This window comes from Streptomyces sp. NPDC107528 (assembly GCF_055639295.1).
The window spans coordinates 319,140-336,182 of record NZ_JBVKAV010000010.1; the positions used below are offsets into that span (position 1 = coordinate 319,140).

The 17,043-nt window shown below is 69.0% G+C and carries 13 protein-coding genes; 10 read left to right on the forward strand and 3 right to left on the reverse strand.

Translation table 11 applies throughout. From position 1 onward, the window contains the following. Positions 1-330: 330 nt before the first annotated feature. The gene (locus ACZ7L5_RS30835) at positions 331-1,527 is read left to right on the forward strand and encodes a serine hydrolase domain-containing protein (RefSeq protein WP_471520683.1); all 1,197 of its coding nucleotides are present in this window, start codon (positions 331-333) and stop codon (positions 1,525-1,527) included. An 83-nt stretch (positions 1,528-1,610) separates the two neighbouring features. Beyond that, on the forward strand, positions 1,611-3,095 hold the full coding sequence (locus tag ACZ7L5_RS30840) for an acyl-CoA synthetase (protein WP_471520685.1): 1,485 nt from the start codon (positions 1,611-1,613) through the stop codon (positions 3,093-3,095). A 106-nt stretch (positions 3,096-3,201) separates the two neighbouring features. Here ACZ7L5_RS30840 and ACZ7L5_RS30845 read toward each other — a convergent pair whose 3' ends face one another. Beyond that, on the reverse strand, positions 3,202-4,572 hold the full coding sequence (locus ACZ7L5_RS30845; RefSeq protein ID WP_471520687.1) for a carotenoid oxygenase family protein: 1,371 nt from the start codon (positions 4,570-4,572) through the stop codon (positions 3,202-3,204). A 189-nt stretch (positions 4,573-4,761) separates the two neighbouring features. Here ACZ7L5_RS30845 and ACZ7L5_RS30850 point away from each other — a divergent pair, with 189 nt between their 5' ends. The 4 genes from ACZ7L5_RS30850 (at position 4,762) to ACZ7L5_RS30865 (ending at position 9,827) form a co-directional block, all read left to right on the forward strand. Further along, on the forward strand, positions 4,762-6,783 hold the full coding sequence (locus tag ACZ7L5_RS30850) for an oxidoreductase (protein WP_471520689.1): 2,022 nt from the start codon (positions 4,762-4,764) through the stop codon (positions 6,781-6,783). Positions 6,784-7,411: 628 nt separating this feature from the next. Beyond that, a complete protein-coding gene (locus tag ACZ7L5_RS30855) occupies positions 7,412-8,872 on the forward strand; it encodes an aldehyde dehydrogenase family protein (protein ID WP_471520691.1) in 1,461 nt (486 codons plus the stop codon). A 122-nt stretch (positions 8,873-8,994) separates the two neighbouring features. Beyond that, entirely contained in the window at positions 8,995-9,153 is a 159-nt protein-coding gene (locus ACZ7L5_RS30860; protein ID WP_471520693.1) for a hypothetical protein, read from the forward strand. Positions 9,154-9,230: 77 nt separating this feature from the next. Then, positions 9,231-9,827, forward strand: a complete 597-nt coding sequence (locus ACZ7L5_RS30865; protein WP_471520695.1) for a PadR family transcriptional regulator — start codon at positions 9,231-9,233, stop codon at positions 9,825-9,827. 107 nt (positions 9,828-9,934) lie between these two features. On the opposite strand, the gene ACZ7L5_RS30870 is transcribed toward ACZ7L5_RS30865, so the two are convergent. Together ACZ7L5_RS30870 and ACZ7L5_RS30875 are read right to left on the reverse strand one after the other, a co-directional pair. Next, the gene (locus tag ACZ7L5_RS30870; protein ID WP_471520697.1) at positions 9,935-10,981 is read right to left on the reverse strand and encodes a Gfo/Idh/MocA family protein; all 1,047 of its coding nucleotides are present in this window, start codon (positions 10,979-10,981) and stop codon (positions 9,935-9,937) included. A 131-nt stretch (positions 10,982-11,112) separates the two neighbouring features. Then, on the reverse strand, positions 11,113-12,303 hold the full coding sequence (locus tag ACZ7L5_RS30875) for an adenosylhomocysteinase (RefSeq protein WP_471520699.1): 1,191 nt from the start codon (positions 12,301-12,303) through the stop codon (positions 11,113-11,115). Positions 12,304-12,958: 655 nt separating this feature from the next. On the opposite strand from ACZ7L5_RS30875, the gene ACZ7L5_RS30880 reads away from it, so the two are divergent. The 4 genes from ACZ7L5_RS30880 (at position 12,959) to ACZ7L5_RS30895 (ending at position 17,043) form a co-directional block, all read left to right on the forward strand. Continuing rightward, positions 12,959-13,891, forward strand: coding sequence for a carbohydrate ABC transporter permease (locus ACZ7L5_RS30880; protein WP_471520701.1), 933 nt, complete (start codon positions 12,959-12,961; stop codon positions 13,889-13,891). After that, positions 13,888-14,772, forward strand: a complete 885-nt coding sequence (locus ACZ7L5_RS30885) for a carbohydrate ABC transporter permease (RefSeq protein WP_471520703.1) — start codon at positions 13,888-13,890, stop codon at positions 14,770-14,772. The genes ACZ7L5_RS30880 and ACZ7L5_RS30885 overlap by 4 nt, the downstream gene beginning before the upstream one ends. Before the next feature lie 40 nt (positions 14,773-14,812). Further along, the gene (locus ACZ7L5_RS30890; RefSeq protein WP_471520705.1) at positions 14,813-16,120 is read left to right on the forward strand and encodes an ABC transporter substrate-binding protein; all 1,308 of its coding nucleotides are present in this window, start codon (positions 14,813-14,815) and stop codon (positions 16,118-16,120) included. A 113-nt stretch (positions 16,121-16,233) separates the two neighbouring features. After that, a complete protein-coding gene (locus tag ACZ7L5_RS30895; protein ID WP_471520706.1) occupies positions 16,234-17,043 on the forward strand; it encodes an IclR family transcriptional regulator in 810 nt (269 codons plus the stop codon).

Below are 17,043 nucleotides of genomic sequence, written 5' to 3' on the forward strand. Positions count from 1 at the left end.
GAAGCTCTGATGGCGCATCACCGGCGTTCTCACACCATGTCGAGGGAGCCCGGCGAGATCGCCACCGCCGCGGGGGGCCGGAATCCTCGCCCTGCATCATCTCGTGCCGGGCGACGTTCCCGACGATGTCTGGGACCAGGCGTCCGAGACCTTCCGTGGCCGCCTTCTCGTACCGGACGACCTCGGCGTCGTCAAATTTTCCACGCGAAGTCGGCGAGCGTAGGAAACCATCGTCCGCAATATCCGGATCGAGACGGTCTGAATCTCGATGTTCTGGTTTCAATCGTACGGCTCGTATGGTCGAGATCGGGTTGAAAGGAGATCCGACAAATGAGTGATCACAACCTCGCGGCCGTTTCTCATTCAGCAGCGGCCGCCCCGTCCAGCCCGTCTATCCAAGGCACTTGGGACACGAAATTCGCGCGGCTGCGGGAAGCCTTCGAGGAGAACTTCCGCGAGCGCGGGGAGATCGGCGCGGCCGTCTGCGTCTACCAGGACGGAGAGAAGGTCGTGGACCTGTGGGGCGGGACCGCCGATCCCGCGACGGGACGCGCCTGGAGCGCGGACACGATCGTCGGCATGATGTCGGTCGGCAAGAGCATGGCGGCCGTGTGTGTGCTGATGCTCGCCGACCGGGGCAAGCTGGATCTCGACCGGCCGGTCGCGGCCTACTGGCCGGAGTTCGCCCAGGGCGGCAAGGCGGACATCACCGTGCGGACCCTGATGCAGGGCAAGGCGGGTCTCCTCTACGCGGATGCCGCGCCCGACGGTGCGGGCTTCGACTGGGACACCATGATCCGTGCCTTCGAGGTCCAGGAGCCCGAGTGGGAGCCGGGCACCATGGGCGGCTATCACTCCATGAGCATGGGCTTCCTGCTCGGCGAGCTCGTCCGGCGCGTCGACGGACGCCGCCTGGAGGACTTCTTCGACGACGAGGTCGCCGGGCCTCTCGGGGTCGACTACCGCTTCGGGCTCCGCCGGGCGGACTTCGCGCGGACCGCGAAGATCATCGCCGCTCCCGACGTCGAGATGATCAACCAGATGCTGACTCCCGGCACCAACATGAACCGCAGTTGGCGCGTTCGCCCCCGCCCGGCCACGATGGACCCGAACAACGACCCGGACTACCTGATGGCCCGGTTCCCGTCATCCAACGGCCAGGGCAACGCCCGGGCGGTGGCCCGCGTGTACGCCGCGCTCGCAGGCTTCGGAGAACTCGACGGGGTCCGCCTGATGTCCCGTGAGCTGGTCGAGGTGGCCAGGACCGAGAGCTGGGCCAATGTCTGCCCGTCGCTGGGGACGCACCCGCGGTACGGATGCGGCTTCCCGCTCCCCTCCGACTCGGGATACCCGTGGCCCAACCCGAAGGCCTTCGGCCACCCGGGGCTTGGCGGAGCCCTCGGTGTCGCGGACCCCGAAGCACGTCTCTCCTTCAGCTACAGCCCCAACCGCCTCGCCACCGACCTGACGGGGGTCGGCGACCGCTGCGCCGCGCTGATCGACGCGCTGTGGAACGAGAGCGACTGACGGCACCGCGCCGAAGGTCACCCCCAAGATCCTCACGTCGGACACGGCCCGACTCCGGGCCCCGTGGAGAGAGGCACCCGCCCATGCGCAACGAGGGAATAGGCTCCTGGCCTGCCCGGCGGGCTCGAAAAACCCCTGACAGGAGCGCATTCGTCTTCGAGGGACGCAGCGTCGGCTACGCGGAGTTCGCCGAGCGGACCACGCGTCTGGCTCACGCACTGCGCTCGGCCGGCATCGGTCGCGACGACCGTGTCGCCTACCTCGGCCCCAACCACCCGACCCTTCTCGAAACGCTCTTCGCCGCCGGGATGCTCGGCGCGATCTTCATCCCCCTCAACACCCGCCTCGCCGGGCCGGAGATCGCCTACCAGCTGCAGGACTGCGACGCCACGGCGCTGATCTGCGCCCCCAGCTGCGCCGAACTGGTCGACGTGACGGCCCGGTTGACCATCGAGGTCGGCGCCGACTACGAGTCCCGCCTGGCCGCCGCCGACACCGAGCCCATCGACGAGCCGGTGACGTCCGCGGACGTCTGCATGCTCATGTACACCTCGGGGACCACCGGTCGGCCCAAGGGCGCCATGCTCACCCACGGCAACATCACATGGAACGCCGTCAACGTCCTCGTCGACAACGACATCACGTCGGCCGAACGCGGGCTCATCTCCGCGCCGCTCTTCCACACCGCGAGCCTCAACCTCCTGGCGCTGCCGGTCTTCCTCAAGGGCGGCACCTGCCACATCCTCGGAGGCTTCGACCCCGCCAAGGTCCTCGCGTACATCGAACGTCACCGGATCACGTTCACGTTCGGCGTGCCCACCATGTACGACCTGATGGCACGTCAGCCCGGCTGGCCGGAGGCGGACCTGAGCAGTCTGCACCTGCTCACCTGCGGCGGAGCGCCGGTGCCCACCTCTTTGATCTCCCTCTACCAGCAGCGCGGTCTGAAGTTCCTCCAGGGCTACGGCATGACCGAGGTGGGGCCCGCGGCGCTCGGCGTGGGCGCCGAGTACTCGGTCACCAAGGCCGGCTCGGCCGGAGTGCCGGTCTTCTTCAGCGACGTGCGCGTCGTGGGGAACGACGGGGCCGACATCGAACCGGGGGCGACGGGTGAGGTGGTGATCGGCGGACCGCAGGTCAGCCCGGGCTACTGGGGGCTTCCCGAGGCCACCGCCGCCGCCTTCACCGGCGACTGGTTCCGCAGTGGGGACGCCGCCCGGATGGACACCGACGGGTACATCACCATCGCCGACCGGATCAAGGACATGTACATCTCGGGGGGCGAGAACGTGTACCCCGCCGAGGTGGAGGACGCCCTCCTTCACCTCTCCGGCGTCGCGGAGTGCGCGGTCATCGGGGTACCCGACGAGAAGTGGGGCGAGGTCGGGCGCGCGGTCGTCGTTCCCGACGCCGGCATCAGGCCGGACCCCGATGAACTGCTCGCCCGGCTCCGCGATGTGCTGGCGCGGTACAAGGTCCCCAAGAGCCTCATCCTGGTGGACGAGCTTCCGCGCAACGCGAGCGGGAAACTGCTGAAGCAGCGGATCCGCGCGGAGCACGGCGGCTGAGCCTTTCCGGACGTTGCCGGCCGGGTCCCGCGCCCCGACGGCCGGAGCCGGCCGCACGGACGGATGACGGCTGCAAGGCACGTGCCCTGCAGCCACGCACCGGTGTTCAGGCGAGCTGTGTGTCGGAGATCCAGTTGCCGTGGAAGCCGAACGGAACCCTGGTGGGAAGGTGAACGCGCGCGACAGGACCGGCGGCGATGTCCGCCGCGTCGAGGATCACGAGTTCTCCCCGATCGGTGTTCGCGTCGTGGACGACAGACATGATCCAGCCGTCGTCCTCGCTCTCGGCGTTCGGACGCGTGATGAATGCGGGCTCGCCGGTGACCCGGCCCGGACCGAAGTCGTACCGCACGCTGCTGCCGGCCACGGTGTCGACCTTCACGAGGGGCCCCACCTCGAACCCGCCCATCGACTGGGCGCGCTTCACGTCCTCGGGCGAGACCTCGATGCCGTGGGCGCCGACACCGGCGAAGTAGCCGTAGCGGTGCGGGCGGCCGACCAGCTTGGGGTCGATGCGCGGGAACTCCACGCTCCAGTCGCCCATCACCTGCTCGTTGACGTTCCCCGTGGCCGGGTTGACCGTCCAGCGCACGAGGATCGGCACCGTGCCGCCCGGCCCGTACAGGTCCTGCTGGAAGTTCTCGTCGTAGCGCACGACGTCCAGGGTGAGGGAGCCGTCGGCGTTGTCGTAGGCGTTCAGCACGTGGAAGACGTAGCACTGGGGGACCTCGACCCAGGTGATCTCCTGTGCCGCCCCCCGGATCGGCATGATCCCCACCCGTGCCGGGTGCTGATCGTCCCAGGTCATGAGGCCCTGTGTCACCGGTAGCCCCTCGTTCACGCGGCGGAGTCCCGCTCCGAGCGTGACCGGCAGGTCCAGCACGACGACGCGGGTCTCCGTCAGCGCCATGTCATGGATCAGCGGCATGTCCTCGACGTGGATCTCGGTGCTGTGCCTGGTCGTTCCGGCGCGGTCGATGACGACGTAACGGGTCATGCAACCGGTCTCGCCGATGGCCGTGTTGATGGCGTGCAGGTCGCCGGTCACCGGGTCGGTCTTCGGGTGCGCCGTGGACCCCCGCCGGAACTCACCCTCGAAGTCCCACACGGTCATACCGTCGAGTTCGGGCGTGAGCTCCACGCACGGCGTTCCCATTTCCCGCAGGGCGAGAATACGGCCGCTGTGCGCGAGGACATTGGTGTTGGGGCTGAACCCTTCACTGTCGACGAACCGGCTTCGGTACCATTCCGCCTTTCCGTCGCGCAGACGAATTCCGTGCACCATGCCGTCCCCCAGGAACCAGTGGTACATGGCCGGATCGATGTCGCCCCGAGGGTTCGGGCCGATCCGCATATAGCGCCCGTTCAGCTCTTTGGGCAGTGCACCCGTAATAGGCAGATCCGACGCCTGCACTTCCTCGGCGAGGGGTGCGAAGTTGCCGCTGAGGTAGTGGTTTTCCGTTTGCGTTTCCGTCACGGTTCTCCCCTTTCTATAACCCTCCCCACGTTAGAACCGCGATGGTTCGGCCTGGAATGCTGAGATCGAGACCGTCTGGAGCCGGAGGTCGGGTGGCCCATCGGTCCCTCGTCTTTTGCAACTTGTTGCATAAACGCGGGATCCGCTCTACAACTGAGGGCACGGAGCTCGACGAAGGAGCCATTCCTGATGAACGCCTATCCCCATCTGCTGTGCCCGCTCGACCTTGGCTTCACCACGCTGCCGAACCGTGTGCTCATGGGCTCGATGCACCTCGGCCTGGAGGAGGCCGAGCACGGCTTCGAGCGCATGGCCGCCTTCTACGCGGAACGGGCCAGGGGCGGCGTCGGGCTCATCGTCACCGGCGGAATCGCGCCCGAACAGCGCGGCTCCGCCCGCATGGACGGGGCGAAACTGACGACCGTCGCAGAGGTCGAGCAGCACGCCCTGATCACCGAAGCCGTACACCGCGAGGGCGGCCGGGTGGCCGTCCAGCTGCTCCACGTCGGCCGGTACGCCCACCACCCCGAACTGGTCGCACCCAGTGCGATCCAGGCGCCGATCAGCCCATACGTGCCGCACGCGCTGACCGACGACGAGGTGGAGGAGACGATCGAGAGCTTCGTCGAGGCCGCCGGACTCGCCCGGGCCGCGGGCTACGACGGCGTGGAAATCATGGGCTCCGAGGGCTACTTGATCAACGAGTTCATCGCGCCCGTGACCAACCACCGCACCGACCGCTGGGGCGGCTCTCCCGAGAATCGCACGCGTTTCCCCCTGGAGATCGTCCGCCGGGTGCGCGAGCGCGTCGGCCCCGACTTCATCCTCGTCTACCGGCTGTCGATGCTCGACCTGGTGCCCGGAGGCAGCACCCTGGACGGAGTCATCGCGCTGGCCAAGGCCGTGGAAGCGGCCGGTGCCACGATCATCAACACCGGGATCGGATGGCACGAGGCGCGCGTGCCGACCATCGCGACATCCGTGCCGCGCGCGGCGTTCACCTGGGTCACCCGCAGGCTCATGGAAGCCGTCACCGTGCCCCTGGTGACGAGCAACCGCATCAACACGCCGGACGTGGCCGAGCGGGTCCTGGCCGAAGGGCACGCGGACATGGTCTCGATGGCCCGCCCCTTCCTCGCGGACCCCGACTTCGTCAGCAAGGCCCGCTCCGGGCGCGCCGAGACCATCAACACCTGCATCGCCTGCAACCAGGCATGTCTCGACCACACGTTCAGCGGAGGGGTCACCTCCTGCCTGGTGAATCCGCGTGCCGGCCGCGAGACGGAACTGGTGCTGTCCCCGACCCGCAGGCGCAAGCGACTGGCGGTGGTGGGGGCCGGTCCCGCAGGGCTCGCCTTCTCCCTGTCGGCCGCCGAACGGGGGCACAGCGTCACGCTGTTCGAGGCCGGCGAGGCGATCGGCGGACAGCTGAACATCGCCCGGCGCGTCCCGGGCAAAGAGGAGTTCGACGAGACCCTCCGCTATTTCCGCGTGCAGTTGGAGGCGACGGGGGTGGACGTGCGCCTGCGCACCCGGGTCACTGCCGAGACCCTCGTCGACGGCTCGTATGACGAGGTCGTCCTCGCGACCGGCATCACGCCCCGCACTGCTTCGATTCCGGGCGTCGACCGGCCGGAGGTCGTCAGCTACCTGGACGTCCTGCGCGACGACGTCCCCGTCGGACAGCGGGTGGCGATCATCGGAGCCGGCGGCATCGGCTTCGACGTCGCGGGCTACCTCACCGACCCGGGAGACCGGGCGAGCCTGCGGCCCGAGGTCTACTTCGCGCACTGGGGCGTCGACACCGACTACCGCTTCGGCGGCGGCCTTCGGGAACCCGCCCACCCCACCGCGCCCCGGACGGTTCACCTCCTGCAGCGCAAGACCACGAAGGTCGGCGCCGGTCTGGGCACCACCACCGGGTGGATCCACCGCACGGAACTGCGGCGACGCGGAGTCACCATGGTGGCCGGGGCGACCTACGAGCGCATCGACGACGAGGGCTTGCACATCACCGTGGACGGCGAGACACGCGTCATCCCCGTCGACACCGTCGTGCTCTGCACCGGCCAGGACCCCAACCGCGAACTCCTCGACGAACTGCGCGCTGCCGGGCAGGCCGTCCATGTCATCGGAGGTGCCGAGACAGCGGCCGAACTCGACGCCAAGCGCGCCATCCGACGAGGCACGGAACTGGCGGCGGCGCTCTGAGCCGCACAGCCCCTGACGTGCCGTTCGACGGAAAGGCCCTGCGTCCGATGGAAGTCCTGCGTGAGGTCCGGCTCTGGTTCACCGCCGAGCCCTGGGGCCGGCCGTTCGATCCCGACGCGGACGTCACCCCGCCGATGGAGCCTTTCGAGGTCTACTGGGACGACCTGGTGACCGCTACCGCGACGCTGGTCGCCCACCCTCCCACGGCTCCCGCCTACGCGTTCCCCTTCACCACGCCGGAAGGTTCCGTGTCGGTCTCGGGGGACACCGCGCCGTGCGACAACCTCGTGCGACCGGCCCGTGGCAAGGATCGCTGCTGCACGAGGCGATCGACCTGGACTTCACGGCGACGGTGCGGGATCCGATGCCCAACCCCGAGGTGTGGGACGCCCCGATGGAGCACCACCGGCGGGCGCACACCACGCCGCGGCAGCTGGTCGAGACCGCCACGGCCGCGAAAGCCAAAATCCTGGCTCTCCATCGTCTGGTCCCGGGCGACGGTGACGACAAGGGACTGGTGCCAGGCCTCCGAGACCTTCGACGGCAGGCTCGTCGTCCCCCGCGACCTGGACGTCATCGCACTCTCCCCGACAGACACCTGACGGCGCATTGGAACGAGGAACCACACATGTCACTGCATCGCGCTCTCATCATCGGCGGCACGGAGGCCCCCGCGCTGTCGGGACGGACCACCGAGGACATCGGCCCGTGCACCGGGAAGGTCTACGCGACGATCGCCGCGGCGGGGCCGGACGACGTCACGGCCGCCGTCGACGCGGCCGAAGCGGCGTTCGCGCAGTGGGCGGCGCTGAGTCCCTTCGCCCGGCGCAGGATCTTCCTCACCGCAGCGGAGCTGACGGAACACCGCAGCGAGGGAGCAGCCGAACTCATGGCTGCCGAAGTGGGCGGCACCCGCCCGTGGGCTCAGTTCAACGTGGCGGTGGCGGCCGACATCCTGCGCGAGGCCGCTGCCGCGATCACCGCCCCGCGCGGAGACGTCCTCGCCGCCCAGGAGCGCGGCGCTCTCGGTCTGGCGGTCCGGGAGCCAGTAGGTGTGGTCGCCGCCTTCTCGCCGTGGAACGCGCCACTCATCCTCGGGGTCAGGGCAGTTGCCGCCGCGCTGGCCGCGGGCAACACGGTGGTGCTCAAGCCCAGCGAGGACGCCCCGATCGCCTGCGGCCTGTTCGTCGCCGACATCCTGAAGGCGGCCGGTCTGCCCGACGGCGTGCTGAACGTGGTCACCAACGACAGGGCCGATGCCGCTCTTGTCGCCGAGACACTGATCGCCGATCCGCGCGTGCGGGCCGTGAACTTCACCGGGTCGACCGGCGTCGGCCGGGTGATCGGCACGCTCGCCGCGCAGCACCTCAAGCCGGCCCTGCTCGAACTCGGCGGGAAGAACTCGGTCCTCGTCCTGGACGACGCCGACGTCGACTACGCCGTCCAGGCCTCGGCGTTCTCGGTCTTCATGAACTCCGGTCAGATCTGCATGTCCGCCGACCGGCTGCTGGTGCACGCGGACCTTGTGGACGAGTTCACCGAGAAGTTCGTGGCACGCGTGGCCACTCTTGCCTCCGGTGCCCCGACCAGCCCGTCCACGGTCGTCGGCCCACTGATCTCGTCGGACGCGGCGGAGCGGGTGGCGGAGCAGGTCGCTGACGCCGTGGCGAAGGGCGCGCGGTTGCTGACCGGGGGCGGCCGGCCGGACGGTGCGCTGTACCCGCCCACGGTGTTGTCCGACCTGCCGAAGGAAGCGGCCCTGCACCACGAGGAGGCGTTCGGCCCGGTCGTCGCCATCACGCCCTTCACGACGGACGACGAGGCGATCGCGCTGGCCAACGACACCGAGCACGGTCTGACCTGCGGCGTCATCACCGAGAACGGAACACACGGGCTCAGGGTCGCGCGCCGTATCCGTACCGGCATCGTCCACGTCAACGACCAGTCCGTCGCCGACGAACCACAGGCACCCTTCGGCGGGTTCGGTTCCTCCGGCTACGGCCGCTTCGGTGGGCGCTGGGGCATCGAGGCCTTCAGCAACACGCGCTGGGTGACGCTGGCGACCGAGCAGGCGCACTACCCCTTCTGACCGCAAGGCCATAGCGAGAGGCACGTACATGGAGCAGGCCGGCTATGGAGATTCACCGTCGTGTCGGCCTTCCTCCCGGCTCTGCCTGGGCATCGTGAGTGCCGCCACGGTGTCGGGGCCTCGTGCGCGCACTGCCTCGGCTCCTCGGCGAGGCACGTCAAGCCATCCATGGCGCCTACGTGTTCGTCGGCCGGTCCGTCGTCGTGGCCGTCCTCGCGACGACTGCCGCCCTGTCGTTCTCGGGTACCGATCCCGCCCGTGAGCCCCTCCGGAGAAGGTGACCTTCCTCTTACGGTGCAAGCTGTATGGTGCAATGTGTAATATTCCGGGCTTTGGCCGCGGTATCCGGGAGAACGTCATGGCGGATCTGCCCATCAGCGCATACGTGGTTCTGGGCCTGTTGGCCGAGCGGGAAGAGGCGACCACCCCTTACCAGCTCGACCAGTTGATCCGACGAAGCATCGGCAACTTCTGGTCATTCCCCCGCTCCCAGTTGTACGCGGAGGCCGGGCGGCTCGCGCGACACGGGCTGATCATCGAGCGCCGGGAGGCCAGCGGGCGGCGCCGCCGCACCCTGGCCATCACCGATGCGGGAAGAAAACAGCTGCGCACGTGGCTGGAGACTCCGACGGACGCGCCCGCCGAGGTCCATGACCAGGGCGTACTGCGGCTGCATTTCCAGCCTGTCGGACATGACCGGGGTGAGAGCCAGTCGGCATCCGTGACGCAGGCGATCGTCAGACTGGCCGGGGAACAGATCGCGACCCATGAGAGGCTTCTGACGGCCTATCGCCAGCAGACGGAGGCCCCGACCATGCGTCCGGGAACCCCCCAGCGGGCCTCACTGGAACTCGGCATGAGGTACGAACAACTCCTCATCGACTTCTGGAAGGAAGTCCTGGCCTCGCCCACGAACCTGCCCGGCGGGTCCTCGGGCGGCCCGAGCGATCAGTGACCACCTGGCGGAGCAACGGTCTGTCCCCCTGTGAGCCCGCTTCCGTGCGCCCGGCAACTTGAGGAGCCGGGCGCAGGGAAAGGTGCGACAGTTCCCGTGCCCGGAGCTCAGACGTGGGGGAGGTCCAGGACCGCGTCGCACAGGGCCATGGTGGCGACGTTGTCCCGTGCGGAGCAGACGGGCACGGTGCCCAGGCGGACGGCGTCCAGGAAGTGGCGCACCTCGCCCGCGAAACCGCGCAGGTACAGGTCCTGACTCCCCCCGGAGGCAGGAGAGTTGACCGAGTGGGTCAGGACCGTCTGCTCGGTGAGCCCCTGCCAGGCCTCGGCCGGCGCCGGCCCCTCGACGGCGCCGGGGACCTGCCGGTGCACCAGGGCGGTGAGGTTGTCGGCGCGGACGAAGCCCCGCGTACCTGTGACCGTGAGCTCCTCCTGCTCGCGACTCCACGCGGGTACGCCCGCGAGCGTCAGATTGCCGACCACGCCGTTCGCGCAGCGCAGGGTCAGAGCCATGCTGATGTCTGCGTCACGGGAGTTGCGGAACCCCGTGACCTCGGCGACCTCTCCGAACAGCCCGCGGACCAGATCCAGGATGTGGACGGCGCCGAACTTGAGGTAGGTGTCGTCGCGCAGGGTGTCCGTCCAGGGCGCGAACGCGAAGAACCCGTGGAACGACACCACCCGCCCGAACTGCTCCTCGTCGGCGGCCAGTTCGGCCAGCCGGCGGTAGAGCGGAGCGTGACGCTTCATGAAGCCGACCATGACGTGCCGGCCGTACCGATCCGCGGTCGCGGCGACCCGGCGGGCGTCGGCCTCGTCCAGACCGAGGGGCTTCTCCACGAAGACATGCGCTCCGGCCCTGAGGCAGTCCTCGGTGACGGCGGCCTGGTCCTCGGGGGCGACGCTGACGAACACCGCGTCCAGTGCGTCCTGGGCGAGCATCCGCCGGTGGTCGCCATGGCCGTGACGCGCGCCGTGCAGGGTGGCCGCGGCCTGCGCGGCGTCCTCGTGGCGGGTCGCGATGCTGGTCGGACGGGCCCCCGCGAGCCCTAGTGCGGGATACAGGTTGGCCCGGGCGTGACGGCCGTGGCCGATGAAGCCGAGACGCAGATCCTCGACGCGGCGGCCCCTGCTGATGGCGGTGGGAGAGGTCATGAGCTGCTTCCTCTTCGAGATGTGGATGCAAGAGGTGGAAGGGACACAGGAGGTTCAGGAAGTGCAAGGGATGCGTACACAGCGGCGGCAGGGAGGAGCACGGCCGATACGGACGGTCGTCCGCGCACCCGTCAGGCGGTGAGGTGGGCGAGGAAGTCCGCGGCGATCTCCCTGTCGACCTCCGGCGGGAGAGGCTGTGCCCCGGCTTCGAGGGGGAGCGTGGCGACGGCGGCCAGGCTGCGGGCCTGGAGGGTGAGTCCGAGGTCCATCGCCTGGATGGGATTGCCCTTGGCCGCGGTCAGGTTGATCATCCGGCTCCCGGCCAGGACGGTGATCTCCCGGCCGTCGCGCAGCCGGTGTACGGCCCGTTCGTCCTCGACCGAGCCGAACCGGGTCACCGCGACGGTGCGAGCGGCGAGCGCGTCCTCGTCCAACTCCCAGGGCATATGGCCCACGCCCGCGACGACCGCGCCGCCCGCCAGGGCGTCGAGCTCCTCGGCGCCGACGACTCCGGGACGACCGGTGGCCAGGAAGAGCAACTGCGTGCGGGGCAGGAGGTCGACGAGCTCACCGACTTCGTGACCACGCATGACCGCCTCCAGAGCGCGGTACGGGTCGGGTTCCGCCACGCCGACCCGGGCGCCGAGCCGGGCCAGGGTGTCGGCGACACCGATGCCGCACGGCCCGGCGCCGACCACGGTGGCCCGCACGCCGGGCAGCATCAGGTTGGTGGCGTTCATGAACCCCTGGACGATGCTGTGGCCCACGCCGTACTCGTTCTCGACGAGCAGTTTCAGCCTGCTGTCGTTGATGACGACCACGGGGAACGGCGGCGGAGTGCCGAGCGCGCGGATCCGCAGCCCGCCGGTCGTGGTCTCCTCGGTGCCACCGATCAGATGCGGCAGTCCGCCACGGCCACCGTCCGCGACCGCGGCAATGGTGAGGTCGCCGCCGTTGTCGAGCAGCAGGTGCGGCTCGCAGGCGAGGACCCGTTCGATGTTGCGGCGGTGATCCGCGAGATCGTCGCAACGCCGGCCGTGGACCGTGACGCCGGCGGCACGCAACGCGTCGGCGGTGTCGTCCTGGGTCGTGCCGGGCGACCCGGTGAGCGTCACCTCGGCCCCGGCCTCGGTGAGCAGGGCGACCAGGGCGGCGGTCTTGGGCTCGATGTGCAGGCACATCGCGATGCGCCTGCCGGCAAGGGCGGCCGTGTGACGCCGGACGGTGGAGGCGAGCAGCGGCATGTACCGCAGGGCCCAGTCGGTGCCGTCATGACCGAGGGCCGGAAGTGCGCGTGCGGGTGCCGGGGAGGGTGAGGACATGTCCACTCCTGAAGTCGTGACTCGCGGGCCCGGCGTGGTGGCGTCCGGGCGCGGTGGTGACGTGCTGCGCGGCTGAGCGCGGGGTGGCAGCGAGTGCGGAGCGCAGGCAGGGCCCGAAGGGGCACGGGACGAGCGCACCGCGGCCGGTGGCTAGCCGTAGAAGTCGCAGCGGTAGCAGTGGTCACCGAAGACAGGCAGGCGGCGCACCGCCCGAGGAGCGGGCACGCATAGGGACACGGCGACTGTCGTCACGGCACATCCCTCCCTTCAGCGTCCTCGCGGAGACTTCGACGTTATACGTATCACTGCCAGGGGGCAATGGGGCGATAGGGCAATGCGCGGACGCCGGATCCGTCAGCAGGCCCGCACCGCACCCTCGGCGGGTGTCAATCGCTCATTGGGCATGAGCACTGTGTTTCGTCCTCGGCGACCGCTCAACCATCGTGCGGGAGTGGCCGTTTCACCGGCGCGCAGGGGGTCGAGTGGCTCGGAACCGGCCCGTGGCGCCGCGGCACAGCGCGGTGCAGGTCCGGGATGCGTGGCATCGGGCCCCCTCACACCACGCATATTGCGAACCCAGATTGTGAAGTTGCCATCCATTTACTAGATAACTCTTCTGCGATACGGTCCTGCCGTCGCATCGCAAGGAGTTGACATGGCGATTACCACTGAACCCCCACCGGTGCGGGAGTCCGCGGCCCGACCCTCGCGGCGGTCCGGACAGCGAAGCTCGCTCGCCGGGCGCGACCGCACCTTCGGATTCATGCTCGCGGCTCCCGGAGTGGCGCTTTTCCTCGTCGTGGCGGTGTACCCCCTGGTGGCGAGCCTGTACGAGCAGTCCCTGGTGCGCCCCGACCGTTCGTTCGCCGGCCTGCGCAACTACGTCGAGGTCTGGCCGGAGTTCGTAGACCGCCTCGGAACCACGCTCGTGTTCTCCGTGTTCGCGACGGTCTTGCCTCTGCTGGTCGGCGTGGCGCTCGCGCTCCTGCTCAACGCCCGTCTCAAAGGGCGTGCCGTGCTGCGGGGGATGCTGATGCTCCCGTGGCTGCTGCCGGGGGTGGTCGTGTCATTCCTGTGGGCGTGGATCTTCAACGACAGCTACGGCGTCATCAACCACTCCCTGTCGCAACTGGGTCTGCCGCAGGCCGACTTCCTCGGCGAGCCCGCGACGGCCATGGCGGCCGTGATCGTCGCCAAGACCTGGAACACCTTCCCTTGGGTGATGGTGGTCGTCCTCGCCGTCCTGCAGACCCTGCCGCGTGAGCAGCTGGAGGCGGCGGCCATCGACGGCGCCTCGCGCTCCCAGCGCTTCTGGCACGTGTCAGTGCCGCATCTGATGGGCCCGGTCGCCCTGGTGACCATGCTGGAGTTCATCTACAACTTCGGGTCCTTCGACATGATCTTCGTCATGACGGGCGGCGGCCCCGGCACCTCGACCATGACCCTGGCGGTCAGCCTCTATCAGTACGCGTTCGTCGAATTCTCCCTGGGCCGCGCGGCCGCCATGGGTGTGCTGTGGCTGATGGCCCTGTCTCTGGTGTGCGCCGCGTACTTCCTGCTGAACAAGAAACTGGAGGCGCGACGGTGAGCGCCCTGTCATTCCTGCAGCCCAGCCGTCGGTCCCGCCACGTGGGCGAGGGCATCACCCGGCCGACGCTCAGCGGCCCCGGCAAGCTGGGGCTCCTGATACTCGCGCTGTTCGGGCTGCTGCCCGTGTACTGGCTGGTCGCCACCGCCTTCATGCACCGCGAGGACGTCTTCTCGGCGGACCGGCCCTTCTTCCCGTTTCATCCCACACTGGAGAACTTCGGCGCGTTCTTCGACGACACCAAGCTGCTGGCCGCTCTCGGCAACTCGGTCATCGTCTCGGCCGGGACCGCGATGGTGTCCGTCCTGGTGTCCGGCCTGACGGCCTACTCGCTGTCGAAGTTCCGCTATCGGGGCCGCAACCTGTTCATGGTCATGTTCCTGGTCGGGCAGTTGGTCCCGGGAGCACTCCTGCTGGTCACGCTGTATCTGATGTTCAGCGCAACCGGCCTGCTCTACACGTACACGGCCGTCATCCTCGCGTTCACGACGTTCACGCTGCCGCTCACCGTCTTCCTGCTCAAGGGCATCATCGACGGGCTGCCGGACGAGATCATCGAGGCGGCAAAGGTGGACGGACTGTCCAACATGGCGATCCTGTTCCGGATCGTCTTCCCCCTCATCACACCGGGCCTGGTCACCGCGGCGATGTTCGCCTTCATGCGCGGCTGGAGCGATCTGCTCTTCGCCCTGACCCTGGCCGGCCCGGACAAGCAGACCCTTCCCGTGGGCATGACGTCGGCCTTCATCCACGAGGGATCCGGCGACTGGCCCGCACTGATGGCGGCGTCGGTGATCACCTCGCTCCCGCTCGCACTGATCTTCATCGCGCTTCAGCGCTACTTCGTCTCCGGCCTGGCTGCCGGAGCGGTCAAGGGCTGAGCCCCCCTTCACCTCACCTCACGGACAACACGGAGCCACCATGTCCCAGTTGAACGTCCCTGGACAGCCCGTCTCCCGGCGCGGACTCCTCGCGGGCCTCGGCGCGCTCGGCCTCACCGGAGCGTTCGCCCTGACGGGCTGCTCGACCTCCACCCCCGGCAGCAGCGCGGCCAACGGCGCCGCCTCCGACGTCGACACGCTCAAGTTCTACGGCAACGCACTCGGCGACAACGCCCAGAAGGCCGCATGGCAGTCGATCATTGCCGGCTGGGAGAAGAAGACCGGCAAGTCGGTGAAGCCTGTCGTCTACCCCTACGACCAGGCCGCCACCCAGCTGGCGCTGGCCGCGAAGGCGGGTGACTTCCAGGGCGTGGCCCAGGGACCCTGGCAACTGCTGGCCCCCATGGGCATCCTGGCCGACGTCTCCGACCTGGCCAAGGGGAGGGCTCTGCCGGAGCGCATCCTCGACGGGCTCCGTGTCGACGGCAAGCTGTACATGCTGCCCTTGACCGCCTCCGGCATCGGGCTGGTCTGCGACGGCCGGATCGCCGACGAGGTCGGCCTCACGGACGGTATGAGCGTCGAGGACTTCGCCGCCGTCCTGGAGAAGATCAAGCGCCAGGACGGCGACCTCATCCCCTATGCGGCGGTCACCAAGAATCCCGACCTCAAGGACGCCGTGCACTGGATGTGGGGCTGGGGCAGCGAGGTCGTCACCGAGGACCTGAAGTGCACCATCGGTGACTCCGAGAGCGTCGCGGCCGTCACCTGGTACAAGGACCTCCAGGACGCCGGGCTGACCAAGGCGGGCGTCGCGCGTACCGACGCGCGCATCCTGTTCGCACGCGGGCAGGCCGTCATGTACGACGACGCTCCGCTGGCCAACACGTTCCTGAAGTCCAACGGCGGCTCCAAGGCCCTGCAGGCCGCGATCCGGCCCGTACAGCGGCCGGCCGTCAAGGGCGGCCACTCGTACAACCGCTACTGGGGCACGGGCCTGTTCTGCAGCGCCGGGAAGGGCGAGAAGACCAGCAAGGACTTCATCTCCCACGTGGCCGGGGACCTCGGCGCGGCGACCGCGCTGTACGAGCAGTCCGCGCTGGCCCCGGCGGACAGAAAGGTCGCCGACCGCATCGAGAAGCTCCAGAAGGACAGCTTCCAGAAGGACTTCGCCGGTGTGATCGCCGAGAACTCCCGTCCGGGCGCCTGGGACAAGCTGTCCACCGCCGCCCAGATCGACACCACGATCGGTGAGGGTGTCGCTTCCATCCTGGCAGGTCAGGTGGGTGTGCAGAGCGGGCTCAACGCACTGCGGAAGAAGGTGGACACCGCTCTCGAGCAGGGGTGACGCACGTAGCTCGCCCTTCACCGATGAGGGGCGGTGCACGTTAGTGTGAAACCGTAACCCACAACGCGGATGGCCGATGACACAGTCGGCTCTCTCCCTCGGACAGGAGGACCATGGCAGCCGAATCCGGCGCCGGCACGCAGGCGGTCGAGCGCGCCATGTCACTGCTCACGTGCTTCACCGACGAGCACAGCGAGCTGCGTATCTCCGAGCTCTGTGCCCAGACGGGCCTGGGACAGTCGACAGTGTCGCGGATGGTGTCGTCACTCGACCGCATGGGTTTCCTCGTGCAGGACACCCGGACCGGTCTGTACCGCCTGGGTCCGACCGCCGTGACCCTGGGCTCGGTGGCGCTCAACAGCTCGCCGGTCTTCCGCGCCGCACGCCAGATCGCGCAGAACCTCGCCCATGTCGCCGACCTCGGGGCGAACCTCGCCGAGCTCCGCGGCGACCAGCTGTTCTACCTCGGTAACTTCGAGGGCGCGAAGTCCCCCAAGTCGTTCACCATGGCCGGACGAACCGCACCGCTGCACGCCACCGGCATGGGCAAGACACTGCTGTCGGCGCAGGCCCCCGACCACGTGCGCGACTACTACGCCAAGGGCCTCGCCGTCGCGTACACCCCGCACACCCTCACCGAGCTCTCGTCCATGGAGAGCGCGCTGTCCGAGATCCGCAGTCGCGGTTACGCCACGGAGATCGAGGAGCTGGCCTTCGGGCGGGCCTGTGTGGCCGCTCCGATCCGCGGGCGCAGCGGGGAGGTCGTGGCGGCCCTCTCGGTCAGCGGGCCGCTGTCAGAACTCGACGATCCGGCGCGCCGACGCGAACTCGCGCTGATGGTGATCGAGGCCGCCGACGAGGTCTCGGTCGCTCTGGGCTTCACCATGGCCCGGGCACCCCAGCCGCGCGTTCCGCTGCCGTAG

Excerpts from the sequence above, each read along its gene's own strand:
- ACZ7L5_RS30835 (WP_471520683.1), top strand. The coding sequence starts at position 331 with ATGAGTGATCACAACCTCGCGGCCGTTTCTCATTCAGCAGCGGCCGCC.
- ACZ7L5_RS30840 (WP_471520685.1), top strand. The coding sequence starts at position 1,611 with ATGCGCAACGAGGGAATAGGCTCCTGGCCTGCCCGGCGGGCTCGAAAA.
- ACZ7L5_RS30850 (WP_471520689.1), top strand. The coding sequence starts at position 4,762 with ATGAACGCCTATCCCCATCTGCTGTGCCCGCTCGACCTTGGCTTCACC.
- ACZ7L5_RS30855 (WP_471520691.1), top strand. The coding sequence starts at position 7,412 with ATGTCACTGCATCGCGCTCTCATCATCGGCGGCACGGAGGCCCCCGCG.
- ACZ7L5_RS30865 (WP_471520695.1), top strand. The coding sequence starts at position 9,231 with ATGGCGGATCTGCCCATCAGCGCATACGTGGTTCTGGGCCTGTTGGCC.
- ACZ7L5_RS30870 (WP_471520697.1), bottom strand. The coding sequence starts at position 10,981 with ATGACCTCTCCCACCGCCATCAGCAGGGGCCGCCGCGTCGAGGATCTG.
- ACZ7L5_RS30875 (WP_471520699.1), bottom strand. The coding sequence starts at position 12,303 with ATGTCCTCACCCTCCCCGGCACCCGCACGCGCACTTCCGGCCCTCGGT.
- ACZ7L5_RS30880 (WP_471520701.1), top strand. The coding sequence starts at position 12,959 with ATGGCGATTACCACTGAACCCCCACCGGTGCGGGAGTCCGCGGCCCGA.
- ACZ7L5_RS30890 (WP_471520705.1), top strand. The coding sequence starts at position 14,813 with ATGTCCCAGTTGAACGTCCCTGGACAGCCCGTCTCCCGGCGCGGACTC.
- ACZ7L5_RS30895 (WP_471520706.1), top strand. The coding sequence starts at position 16,234 with ATGGCAGCCGAATCCGGCGCCGGCACGCAGGCGGTCGAGCGCGCCATG.